This window comes from Actinacidiphila sp. bgisy145 (assembly GCF_057708125.1).
On sequence record NZ_JBYIRL010000002.1, the window covers coordinates 245622 to 257909 of the forward strand.

The 12288-nt window shown below is 70.1% G+C and carries 7 protein-coding genes; 4 read left to right on the forward strand and 3 right to left on the reverse strand.

Annotated features, from left to right (window positions below; genetic code table 11):
- Positions 1 to 74: 74 nt before the first annotated feature.
- Positions 75 to 1589 (reverse strand): glycosyltransferase family 87 protein, encoded by a 1515-nt coding sequence (locus tag AC3ERT_RS02835; protein WP_435172474.1) that lies wholly within the window; start codon positions 1587 to 1589, stop codon positions 75 to 77.
- A gap of 152 nt (positions 1590 to 1741) precedes the next feature.
- On the reverse strand, positions 1742 to 4510 hold the full coding sequence (locus tag AC3ERT_RS02840) for a transglycosylase domain-containing protein (protein ID WP_435172475.1): 2769 nt from the start codon (positions 4508 to 4510) through the stop codon (positions 1742 to 1744).
- 359 nt (positions 4511 to 4869) lie between these two features.
- Here AC3ERT_RS02840 and AC3ERT_RS02845 point away from each other — a divergent pair, with 359 nt between their 5' ends.
- From AC3ERT_RS02845 to AC3ERT_RS02855, 3 genes are all read left to right on the forward strand, one after another.
- Positions 4870 to 5460, forward strand: a complete 591-nt coding sequence (locus AC3ERT_RS02845) for a PadR family transcriptional regulator (protein ID WP_335971772.1) — start codon at positions 4870 to 4872, stop codon at positions 5458 to 5460.
- 72 nt (positions 5461 to 5532) lie between these two features.
- A complete protein-coding gene (locus tag AC3ERT_RS02850) occupies positions 5533 to 6615 on the forward strand; it encodes an inositol-3-phosphate synthase (protein ID WP_335971774.1) in 1083 nt (360 codons plus the stop codon).
- 162 nt (positions 6616 to 6777) lie between these two features.
- Complete coding sequence (locus AC3ERT_RS02855; RefSeq protein ID WP_335971776.1) at positions 6778 to 8100, forward strand: MFS transporter; 1323 nt, start codon at positions 6778 to 6780, stop codon at positions 8098 to 8100.
- Between the two features lie 168 nt (positions 8101 to 8268).
- On the opposite strand, the gene AC3ERT_RS02860 is transcribed toward AC3ERT_RS02855, so the two are convergent.
- Positions 8269 to 9714 carry a CCA tRNA nucleotidyltransferase gene (locus AC3ERT_RS02860; protein WP_435127409.1) on the reverse strand — a complete coding sequence of 482 codons (1446 nt, stop codon included), beginning with the start codon at positions 9712 to 9714 and terminating at the stop codon, positions 8269 to 8271.
- Between the two features lie 203 nt (positions 9715 to 9917).
- On the opposite strand from AC3ERT_RS02860, the gene AC3ERT_RS02865 reads away from it, so the two are divergent.
- Positions 9918 to 12275 carry a DUF6049 family protein gene (locus AC3ERT_RS02865; protein WP_435172477.1) on the forward strand — a complete coding sequence of 786 codons (2358 nt, stop codon included), beginning with the start codon at positions 9918 to 9920 and terminating at the stop codon, positions 12273 to 12275.
- Positions 12276 to 12288: the final 13 nt, after the last annotated feature.

Here is a 12288-nt window from a genome sequence, read left to right on the forward strand (position 1 = left end):
GCCCACCGGCCCCGGCCGGCCCCGCAGACCCCGCTGGCCCCGCCCCAGGGCCCGCCGGAGCCGCACACGGGCGCTCAGCCGCCGTACGGCCCGCCCTCGGGACGGGGCCCGCCGTCGGCGTACGGCACCGGCGGCGCCGACGCGTGCTGGGGCTCGTGCACGGGTGAGCCGAGGACGAAGACGTCCTCGGCGCCGTCCAGCACCCCGCCGGCCGGGTCGTCGGAGCCGTCCTGCCGCAGCACGTCGTACTCCGGGCGCAGGATGTCGCGGACCACCAGCGCGCACAGGTAGAGCACGCCGAGCAGGTGCACGCCGATCGCCAGGTGGTACGCGTCGGCGGTCAGGCCGTGGTGCTTGGCGCTGTTGAGGTACGCCAGCCGGTACCAGATGCCGAGGAAGTACAGCACCTCCGCGCCCTGCCAGATGGCCAGGTCGCGCCAGCGCGGCCGGGCGAGCACCGCCAGCGGCAGCAGCCACAGCACGTACTGCGGCGAGTAGACCTTGTTGCTGATCAGCAGGGCGGCGACCACCAGGAAGCTCAACTGGCCCAGTCGCGGGCGGCGCGGGGCGTACAGCGCGAGCGCGGCGATGCCCACGAACAGCAGCAGCATCAGGGCGATGCCGTACTCGTTGACGCCGTCGAGCGTGTCGCCGGAGCGGTCCCGGACGATCATCCACAGGGAGCCGTAGTCCGTGCCGCGGTCCTTGCTGAAGGTGTAGAACTGCGCCCAGCCGTGCGGCGCGAGGGCCATCACCGGCAGGTTCACCACCAGCCACGCGGCGATCGCGGCGCCCGTGGTGCGGCCGAACTCCCGCATCCGGCCCGCCCGCAGGCAGAGCAGGAAGAGCGCGACGAGCAGCAGCACCGGGTAGAGCTTCGCGGCGGCGGCCAGCCCGATCAGCACACCGGCCAGGCCCGGGCGGCTGCGCGACCACGCCAGCAGCCCGCCGGCCGCCAACGCCACCGCGAACAGGTCCCAGTTGATGGTGGCGGTCAGCGCGAGCGCGGGGGACAGGGCGACGAACAGGCCGTCCCACGGGCGCCGCCGGTTGGTACGGGCCACGCACACCACCAGCGCGACCGCGCAGACCATCAGCATCCCGGAGTTGGCGATCCAGAACACCTGCGCGCTGTGCTGCCCCGAGCCGGGCGGGGTCAGCCAGGAGGCCACTTCCATGAACAGCCCGGTCAGCACCGGGTACTCGAGGTAGTGGATGTCCGCCGAGCCGCTGAGCGTGTCGGGGATGCGGTCGAAGTACGGCACCAGGTCGGCGCCGAAGCCGCGCTGGGTGTACATGTGCGGGATGTCGGAGTAGCAGGCGTGCGCGTACTGGAGGTCGCCGGGCGGCGGCTGGAACCAGCCGCCCGAGTAGCAGGACGCTTTCTGCGCCATGCCGAGCGCGAACATGGCGATCACCACGAGCACCATGATCCGCAGCGGGTTCCACCAGGAGTGCCCGGCGAGCGCCCAGCGGCCGGCCGGACCACCGATGAGCTCACTGCCCGCCGCGGCCACCGGGTCCTCGTCCGTGGGGCGGACGGCGGCCCGCCGCCGGTCGTCGTCTGCTCGGTAGCGCACGCTCGTCATGGCGCCATCCTGCCGTACCGGACTGTGTACGCGAGAGCCCCCGGTACCGTCACGGTCGTCACGGTCCCGGGGGCTCTCGGGGTCCTGCACCGGCTGTTCGGTGCCGGCGTCACCGCCGGGGCGTCACAGCCGGGTCCTCACTGCCGGGTGGGTCATTGCGTGCTGGTGGTCCCCCCGCGGCCGGTACCGCCGTTCCCGTTGCCGTTGGTCCCGCCGTTGCTCGTCCCGGTGCTGCTGCCGCCGCCGGTGTCGCTGGTGGTCGGTGACGTGGTGGGCGAGCTCGGGCAGCCGAAGATGGAGGTGCACGGCGTGGTCGGGGTGTCCGACGGCGTGGGCGAGTCGGTCGGCGAGGGCGGGGTGGTCGGGGGTGTCGTCGGCGGGGTGGTCATCGTGGTGGTCGGCGGGGTGGTCATCGTCGGCGTGGGCGTCGGGCTCGACACGTTGCCGTAGATGATCTTGCCGATCTCCTCCGACGGCTTCTCGAAGTCCTTCTTCGGCTGACCGGCCATCGCGGAGGTCATGTAGTCCTTCCAGATCTGCGCCGGGAAGGAGTCACCGTGCACCTTCTGGGCGCCACCGGTGCCGTACATCGCGAGGAAGGAGTTCTGCTTGCCGTTGTGCACCTGGTCGTCGCGGCGGAACATCACGATCGAGGTGGACAGCTGCGGGGTGTAGCCGTCGAACCAGGCCGACTTGTTGTCGTCGGTGGTACCGGTCTTGCCCGCCGCGGGCCGCCCGTCGGGCAGCTGCGCGGGGGTACCGGTGCCCTTCTTGACCACGTCGGTGAGCATGCCGGTGATGGTGTCCGCGACCGTCGGGGAGAAGGCGACCTTGGTCTGGAGCTGGTGCTTGTAGATCTGCTTGCCGTTGTGGACGACCGTGGACACCGAGTACGGGTCGTTCTGCCGGCCCTGGTTGTCGAACGTGGCGTAGCCGTCGGCCATCCGGATCGCGCTGGGCGAGGAGGTGCCGATGGAGTACGTGACGCTGTTCTTGTAGTCGTCCAGGCCGTTGGAGGCGTCGGCGACCAGCCCGGCGGAGATCGCGGCGTCGTGCACCTTGTCCGTGCCGACGTCCTGGCCGAGCTGGACGTAGGGCGAGTTCAGCGACTTGTCGAGGGCCACGCGCAGGGTGACCCGGCCGTAGTCGTCGCCGTCGTCGTTGGGCTGGCGCCACTGGAACGGCTTGTTGTCCTTGTCGTAGCCCACCCACGGCTTGCCCGTGTAGTCGTCGATGAGCTGGTTGTCCTTACCGCTGAAGACGCTGTCCGGCGAGACCAGGGTCCGTTCGCTCACACTCTGGGTGGCCGGCCCCGAGGGATCTCGGACGCCGTAGGTCATCGCCGCGGCCAGCACGTACGGCTTGAACGTCGAACCGACCTGGGCACCGGTCTCGTCCGCGTTGTTGGTGAAGTGCTTGGTGGCGTCGGTGCCGCCGTAGATGGCCACGATCGCGCCGTCCGACGGGTTCACCGAGGCGCCGCCGAACTGGACGTACTTGTCCATGTCCTCGCCGTTGACCACGTGGGTGCCACCGGGCTTGATGTACTGCTTCTGCACCTTCTTGACCGCGGCTTCCATCGCGTCCACCTTCTTCTTCTGGAAGGTGGTGTGGATCTGGTAGCCGCCCTGGGCCAACTGGTCCGCGGTGAGGATCTTGTTGTTGATCACGTAGCTCTTGGCGAGGTTGACCATGTAGCCGATCTGCCCGGCCATCTGCGCGTTCTGCTTGACCGGGTCGGGCATCGGGTAGGTGGTGTACTTCGCCCGGTCGGTGGCGGACATCAGCTTGTCCTTGACCTCGAGGTCGAGGATGTCCTTCCACCGGATCATCGAGTTCTTCTTGTTGCTCGCCGCCGTGGCGATCGGGTCGATGCTGGTGTTGCCGGCGGGGTCGTAGTACGTCGGGCCCTTGAGCAGCGCGGCGAGGAAGGCGCACTGGCTCGGGTTGAGCTTGATGGCGTCGACGCCGTAGTACGTGCGGGCCGCCGCCTGGATGCCGTAGGCGCCGCGGCCGAAGTAGGAGGTGTTGAGGTAGCCCTCCATGATCTCGGACTTCTTCATCGTCGCCCCGACCTTGATCGAGATGAAGAGTTCCTTGAACTTCCGGCTGAGGGTCTGCTGCTGGTCGAGCCGGGTGTTCTTCACGTACTGCTGGGTGATGGTCGAGCCGCCCTGGGTCTCGCCGCCCTTGGCCATGTTGACCAGTGCGCGGGCGATGCCCTTGGGGTCGATGCCGCGGTCGGTCTCGAACGTCTTGTTCTCGCCGGCGATCACCGCGTTCTGCATCGCCTGGGGGATCTCGTCGATCGTGATGTTCTGGCGGTTGACCTCACCGCCGGTCGCGATCATCTGGCTGCCGTCGGCCCAGTAGTAGACGTTGTTCTGCGCCTGGGCGGCGAGGTTCTCGTTGGGCACGCTCACCATGGCGTACGCGATCCCGATCAGCCCGACCAGCCCGCCGACGAAGCCCACGCACAGGGCCGCGACCTGGCGCCAGGACGGCATCCAGTGGCGCCACCCCACCTTGCCGTAGCGGGGGTAGTCGATGAACCGCTTCTTGCCCGGGCGGCGGCCGCCGCGCCCGCCGGGGCCGCTCGCACTGCCGGCCGCGGCGCCGCCACCGGGTGCCGCACGGCGCCGGCCGCCCTTGCCGCGCCCCTGAGCGGCCCGGCGGGCGGCCGCGCGCCCCTCGTACGGCTGCTGCGGCTCGTCGCCGCCGCCCACGCCGCCGCCCACGCCGCCGGACGGCGACGACGAGGAGTACGCACCGCCGGCCTGCGGGGTGTCTCCGGGCGGGGGCCCTCCAGCGGCGCGCCTGCCACCCGGGGGAGGGGGCGTCGGCGGCTGCTGTCCCCCGCGCCGGGCGGCAGCACGGCCGCCTGACGGCGACTGCGGCGGCTTGCGACGGTGCTCGCTCATTGAACAGCTACTCCTCGACAGGCGGGATCGCCTGAAGGCATCGGTGACATTCCGGTCGGGTCCCCCTGCGCGCGGCTGGATCGGGCCGCACTGCACCAAGGATCATGACGCGTCCTGACGCCGCGGGGTTCCCGGTGCTCCGCATGGCGAACAGAGTACGCACGGTCAAATGCCGCTCGGCGCGAACATTCGTCACATATCGGGCAGTTGGCTGCTCACAGGTTTGCCGATGTGACGCCGGTCACCGTAACCCGCCTTGCATGATGTCTCGGCCCGTTCTATCGTCACGATGTATCGGCTCGATACATCGGGTCGACACACACGCAGCACATCCGATCGGGAGACGAGGGGACGAGGGATTGAGCAAGCGCTCCGGAATCCTCGAGTTCGCGGTTCTCGGTCTGCTGCGTGAGTCCCCGATGCACGGCTACGAGCTGCGCAAGCGGCTCAACACATCGCTCGGGGTGTTCCGCGCCTTCAGCTACGGGACGTTGTACCCGTGTCTGAAGCTGCTGGTCGCCCAGGGGTGGCTGATCGAGGAATCCGCGCTGGACGGCGACCCGCTGACCGCGCCCCTCGCCGGCCGCCGAGCGAAGATCGTCTACCGGCTGACGGCCGCGGGCAAGGAGCACTTCGAGGAGCTGCTCTCCAACTCCGGCCCGGACGCCTGGGAGGACGAGCACTTCGCCGCCCGGTTCGCCTTCTTCGGCCAGACGTCGAAGGACGTCCGGATGCGGGTGCTCGAAGGGCGGCGCAGCCGCCTGGAAGAGCGCCTGGAGAAGATGCGCGGGTCACTGGCCCGCACCCGCGAGCGGCTCGACGACTACACGCTCGAGCTCCAGCGGCACGGCATGGAATCGGTCGAGCGCGAGGTCCGGTGGCTCAACGAGCTGATCGAGACCGAGCGGGCCGGACGCGTGGAGCGCCCGGCCTCCGAGCGGGACGTCTAGACAACAACCAAGAGAACGGCGGCCGACCCGGGATCGGGGAACCGCGTGACTATTTCACAAGGAGCAACCGGTATGGGTTCGGTCCGCGTAGCCATTGTCGGCGTGGGCAACTGCGCCACCTCGCTGGTGCAGGGTGTCGAGTACTACAAGGACGCCGAACCGGACAGCAAGGTGCCTGGTCTCATGCACGTGCAGTTCGGTGAGTACCACGTGCGTGACGTCGAGTTCGTCGCCGCCTTCGACGTGGACGCGAAGAAGGTCGGCCTCGACCTCGCCGACGCCATCGGCGCCAGCGAGAACAACACCATCAAGATCGCCGACGTCCCGCAGACGGGCGTGACGGTCCAGCGCGGCCACACCCTCGACGGTCTCGGCAAGTACTACCGCGAGACCATCGAGGAGTCCGACGAGACCCCGGTCGACGTCGTCCAGATCCTCAAGGACCGCAAGGTCGACGTCCTGGTCTGCTACCTGCCGGTCGGCTCCGAGGACGCGGCGAAGTTCTACGCCCAGTGCGCCATCGACGCCAAGGTCGCCTTCGTCAACGCCCTCCCGGTCTTCATCGCGGGCACCAAGGAGTGGGCGGACAAGTTCACCGAGGCCGGTGTGCCGATCGTCGGCGACGACATCAAGTCCCAGGTGGGCGCCACCATCACGCACCGCGTGCTGGCGAAGCTCTTCGAGGACCGCGGTGTGGTCCTGGAGCGCACCATGCAGCTGAACGTCGGCGGCAACATGGACTTCAAGAACATGCTCGAGCGCGAGCGCCTGGAGTCCAAGAAGATCTCCAAGACGCAGGCCGTCACCTCGCAGATCCCCGACCGCGACCTCGGCGCCAAGAACGTGCACATCGGCCCGTCCGACTACGTCCAGTGGCTCGACGACCGCAAGTGGGCGTACGTCCGCCTCGAGGGCCGCGCGTTCGGCGACGTCCCGCTGAACCTGGAGTACAAGCTCGAGGTCTGGGACTCCCCGAACTCCGCCGGCGTCATCATCGACGCGCTGCGCGCCGCGAAGATCGCCAAGGACCGCGGCATCGGCGGCCCGATCCTGTCGGCGTCCTCGTACTTCATGAAGTCCCCGCCGGTGCAGTACTTCGACGACCAGGCCCGCGAGAACGTCGAGAAGTTCATCCGCGGTGAGGTCGAGCGCTGACACCCCGTCCGGTCCGTACCGCCCGCCACCGTCCGGCAGCAGTGCACGCTGAAACGGTGGCCGGTGGGACGACGATGTGACGGTCGGTGGACCGACCCGATCGACTGAGCAGAGCCCCGGGGCACGTCCCCGGGGCTCTGTCCGTCGTGTGAAGGTGTGCACATGGGTGTTCTGCGTGACCTTCGGGTGCTGCTGCGGCTGCCGGACTTCCGGCGGCTGCTGGCGGTACGGCTGCTGTCGCAACTCTCCGACGGCGTCTTCCAGGTCGCGCTGGCCGCCTACGTGGTCTTCTCGCCCGAGAAGCAGGCGTCGCCCGGGGCGGTCGCCTCCGCGATGGCGGTACTGCTGCTGCCGTACTCGCTGCTCGGCCCGTTCACCGGTGTGCTGCTCGACCGCTGGCGGCGGCGCCAGGTGCTGCTGTACTGCAACGCGCTGCGGGCCGTGCTGTCCTGCGGCACCGCCGGGCTGATCCTGCTCCATGTGCCGGACTGGCTCTTCTACCTGTCCGCCCTGTCGGTCACCGGCGTCAACCGGTTCGTACTCGCCGGACTGTCCGCCGCGCTGCCGCGGGTGGTGGACGGCGAGCGCCTGGTGACGGCGAACTCCCTGTCCCCCACAGCGGGCACGCTCGCCGCCGCGGTAGGCGGCGGCGCCGCGTTCGTGGTGCACCTCTTCCACGCCGCGGGAGCGGGCGCCGACGCGGCCACCGTATTGCTGGCCGCCGCGCTCTATCTGTGCGCGGGCCTGTCCGCGCTCACCCTCGGCCGCGACCTGCTCGGCCCGGACCTCCGCAGCGGCCGGACCCGGGTGCTCGCCGAACTCGCCGGCACCGCGCGCGGCCTCGCCGCGGGACTGGGGCACCTGCGGCAGCGACCGGCCGCCCGCTCGGCGCTCTCCGCGATGACGGCGATGCGGTTCTGCTACGGCGCCCTGACCGTCACACTGCTGATGCTCTGCCGCTACGCCTGGTCCGACCCGTCCGACAGCGACGCCGGTCTGGCACTGCTCGGTGTCGCGCTCGGCCTGTCCGCCGCCGGCTTCCTCGTCGCCGCGGCCATCACCCCCTGGGCGACCGTCCGGTTCGGCACCAGCCGGTGGATCACCCTCTGCTCGGCCGCCTCCGCGGTCCTGCTGCCGCCGCTGGCGCTGCCCTTCACCCGGGCCCCGATGATGGTGGCCGCCTTCGCGCTCGGGATCACCACACAGGGCGCGAAGATCGCCACGGACACGGTCGTACAGACCCACGTCGACGACACCTACCGCGGCCGGGTCTTCTCGCTGTACGACGTGGCGTTCAACGTCGCCTTCGTCGGCGCCGCCGCGATCTCCGCGCTGATCCTGCCGTCGGACGGCCGGTCACCGGCGCTGGTGGTCGCCCTGGCCCTGATCTACGCGTCGGTCGGCTACGCGATGTTCCACGTGGAACATCGGCAGCATCGGCCGGTGATGTTCCACGTGGAACATGAAGCGGAGGAGAGCGGCTGAGGCGCGGGGGCGCGGCGCGAGGCAGGGCGGCAGGCGGCAGGCGGCAGGCGGCAGGCGGCACCGCAGGGAGGCGTGAAAACGGGTCGATGTTCCACGTGGAACATCGACCCGTCGGATGCTTGGGGCCTGTCGTCCACTGCGGCCGCCGGCCGTCGGCCGCGCAAGGGATCAGCCCTGCGCCGCCCACCACTCCTTGAGCGCCGCCACGGCCGCGTCCTCGCCGAGCGGGCCGTTCTCCAGCCGCAGCTCCAGCAGGTGCTGGTACGCCCTCCCGACCACCGGCCCGGGCGGCACCCCAAGGATCGCCATGATCTGGTTGCCGTCCAGATCCGGCCGGATCGCGTCCAGCTCCTCCTGCTCCTGCAGCTCCGCGATGCGCGCCTCCAGCCCGTCATACGTGCGGGCCAGCGCCGCCGCCTTGCGCTTGTTGCGGGTCGTGCAGTCGGAACGGGTCAGCTTGTGCAGCCGCTCCAGCAGCGGGCCGGCGTCGCGCACGTAGCGGCGCACGGCCGAGTCGGTCCACTCACCGCTGCCGTAGCCGTGGAAGCGCAGGTGCAGCTCGACCAGCCGGGAGACGTCCTTCACCAGCTCGTTGGGGTACTTGAGCTTCGTCATCCGGGACTTGGTCATCTTCGCGCCCACCACCTCGTGGTGGTGGAAGGAGACCCGGCCGTCCGGCTCGAAGCGCCGGGTACGGGGTTTGCCGATGTCGTGCAGCAGCGCGGCCAGCCGCAACACCAGGTCGGGGCCGTCGGTCTCCAGGTCGATCGCCTGCTCCAGCACCGTCAGGGTGTGCTCGTAGACGTCCTTGTGCCGGAAGTGCTCGTCACGCTCCAGCCGCAGTGCCGACAGCTCGGGCAGCACCTGGTCGGCGAGGCCGGTGTCCACCAGCAGCCGCAGGCCCTTGCGGGGGTGGTCGGACAGCAGCAGCTTGTTCAGCTCGTCCCGGACCCGCTCCGCGGAGACGATCGTGATGCGGTCGGCCATCGCCGTCATCGCGGCGACCACCTCGGGGGCCACCTCGAAGTCGAGCTGCGCGGCGAACCGGGCGGCCCGCAGCATCCGCAGCGGGTCGTCGGAGAACGACGACTCGGGGGTGCCCGGTGTGCGCAGCACCCGTGCGGCCAGGTCGTCCAGGCCGTGGTGGGGGTCGACGAACCGGGTCTCGGGCAGCGCCACGGCCATGGCGTTCACCGTGAAGTCCCGACGGACCAGGTCCTCCTCGATGGTGTCGCCGTAGGACACCTCAGGCTTGCGCGAGGTCCGGTCGTACACCTCCGACCGGTAGGTGGTGACCTCGATCTGGAAGCTCCGGGGACGGCCGTCCCCGGCGGCGGGCACGTCCTTGCGGGCGCCGACCGTGCCGAAGGCGATACCGACCTCCCACACCGCGTCCGCCCACGGCCGCAGGATCTTCAGCACCTGCTCGGGCCGGGCGTCCGTGGTGAAGTCCAGGTCGTTGCCGAGCCGGCCGAGCAGGGTGTCCCGGACCGAGCCGCCGACGAGGGCGAGCTGGAAGCCGGCGGCGCTGAACAGCCCGCCGAGCTCTTCGGCCACCGGCTCGACGCGGTGGTGGGCCTGCGGGGACTGGGCGGCATTGCTGACGTTCGGCACAACGTCAAAGGGTACGGGGCCCGGGCGGGCGCCCGCGCGCCGGTTTCCCGGGAGCTGTGGCCTATCTGTGGCGGACGCCGGGCACTTGGACACCCCCGCGATCGTTAACATGCCACCACGCACTTCCGCAGGACGCACAACACATACGGACGACCGACCGGTGGCACTCACCGGCAGACGACGAACAAGGGACGGGCGAGCGCGTGGGCGAGGCGGCACAGGCAGCCGGTAGGGCTCCGACGGCACCGCGCCGGCGGTGGCTGCGGGGCACAGCACTGCTTGCCGGAGCCGCGCTCCTCACGGGCCTGCTGCAGGCCGTGGGAGCCACCGCCTCGCACGCCGTCCCGGAACTCGCCGCGACGGCCGCCACCGGCTCACGTGCGGCCGCGGTGACCATCGACGACCTGAGCCCGCGCATCCCGACCTCGGGCAGCACGATCACGGTGCGCGGCAGCGTCGTGAACAACGGCAAGTCCAAGATCACCGACGCGCGGATGGCCGCCCACGTGGCGCCCGGCGGCGCGGTGCACACGCGCAGCGCGCTGGAGAGCGAGGAGTCCAGGACCGGCTTCGACGTCGCCCTGGACGGCAAGGACATCAACGGCCACCAGGTCGACATGCCGGACCTGGCGCCCGGGCAGAGCGCGCCGTTCACCATGAAGATCCCGGTGAGCGCCCTCTACTTCGGCGACTCCGGGGGCGTGTACGTCGTCGGCATCGCCCTGGACGGCCAGAACGCCGACGTGGCCGCCGACCACGTCGTCGGCATCAAGCGGATCTTCCTGCCCTGGTACGGCAACAGCGGCGGCGCCAAGGCGACCAAGCTCACCAACCTGTGGCCGCTGACCGACCGGCCGCACATCGACCCGCGCGGCGACAGCGACTCCCAGCAGAGCCCGATCTTCACCGATGACGACCTGGTGAAGGAGCTGAAGCCCGCCGGTCGGCTCGGCCAGATGGTCAAGCTCGGCAGCACCCTGCCGGTCACCTGGGTCGTCGACCCGGACCTGCTGGCCACCGTCGAGGCGATGACGAAGCCCTACCGGGTGGCCGGTTCCGGCGGCGACGTCACCAACCCCACCCAGGGCACCGGCTCGGCGGTCGCCAAGCAGTGGCTGAACTCACTCAAGTCGGCGGTCGCAGGGCACCAGGTGGTGGCGCTGCCGTTCGGCGACCCGGACATCGCCTCGCTCGCCCACCACGCCAAGGGCACGACCAGCGACCTCGACCTGGTGAAGACCGGCACCGCGCTCGGCAAGACCACGGTCGACCTCATCCTCGGTGTGCAGTCCGTCACCAACGTGGCCTGGCCGGTCGACGGCGCGATCGACTCGTCCGTGGTGTCCGTGGCGCGCTCCTCCGGAGCGAAGCAGATCATCACCCGCAACGACTCCCTGCGGGAGCACGCGAGCCTCGACTACACCCCGACCTCGGCCCGCTCGATCGGGAGCGGCACCACCGCGGTGAACACCGACGCGGCGCTGTCCACGGCCTTCGACGGCGACATGGGCACGCAGCAGAGCTCCACCCTCGCGGTGCAGGACTACCTCGCGCAGAGCCTGCTGATCACCCTGGAGGCGCCGGACACCCAGCGCAGCATCGTGGTGGCGCCGCAGCGGACGCCGAGCATCGCGCAGGCCAAGGCGATGGCGACCGCGATCGACGCGGCGGACGGCAGCCAGTGGGCCGACTCGTCCGACTACGGCAGCGCGGTGAAGGCGACCGCCGACCCGCGGGCCAACCACAAAGTGCCCTCGTCGAGCTCCTACCCGAAGTCGCTGCGCAAGCAGGAGCTGCCCACCGACGCGTTCCGGCAGCTGCACCAGGTCCAGGTCAACCTCAACGACTTCGTGGTGATCCTCACCATCAAGGACCGCGTGACCGTGCCGTTCCGCAACGCGATGCTGCGGGCGACCTCCACCGGGTGGCGCGGCGAAGCTTCCGGGGAGAAGGCGTACCGCGACTCGGTCGGCACCTATCTCACCGACCTGATCGGCTCGGTCCACATCCTGCAGAAGTCCGATCTCACGCTCTCCGGCCGCAGCGGCACCATCCCGGTGACCGTGAAGAACGAGCTGGGGCAGCAGATCAACGGCCTGGTGCTGCGGCTCAGCTCGAACTCCAACATCCGGCTCAAGATCAAGGACCCCCAGCAGCCGATCACCATCGACGGCGGCCATACCCGTACCCTGAAGTTCCAGACCACGGCGAGCGCCAACGGTCCGGCGCAGATCACCGCACACCTCTACACCCAGAGCGGCGCGCTGTACGGCGACACCGTGGACTTCAAGGTCCAGCTCACCAACGTCACCGACCTGGTGATGCTGATCATCGCGGCCGGTCTGCTGCTCCTGGTGCTCGCCGGGGTACGGATCTATCGTCAGCGCAAGCGGCACGCGGCCGCCGAAGGCGGCGCGAACGGCGGCACCGGCGGCGGAGCGGACGGCGACGACGGTGGTGACACCGACGGCACCAGCCCCGAGCACCCGGGTGACCCTGCAGCTGACACCGGCCAGGACAGCACCGAGCCGTCCCCGGCAGGTGAGAAAGTGGACGGGTAGCCAGCGGACAATA

Excerpts from the sequence above, each read along its gene's own strand:
- AC3ERT_RS02850 (WP_335971774.1), top strand. The coding sequence starts at position 5,533 with ATGGGTTCGGTCCGCGTAGCCATTGTCGGCGTGGGCAACTGCGCCACC.
- AC3ERT_RS02855 (WP_335971776.1), top strand. The coding sequence starts at position 6,778 with ATGGGTGTTCTGCGTGACCTTCGGGTGCTGCTGCGGCTGCCGGACTTC.
- AC3ERT_RS02840 (WP_435172475.1), bottom strand. The coding sequence starts at position 4,510 with ATGAGCGAGCACCGTCGCAAGCCGCCGCAGTCGCCGTCAGGCGGCCGT.
- AC3ERT_RS02835 (WP_435172474.1), bottom strand. The coding sequence starts at position 1,589 with ATGACGAGCGTGCGCTACCGAGCAGACGACGACCGGCGGCGGGCCGCC.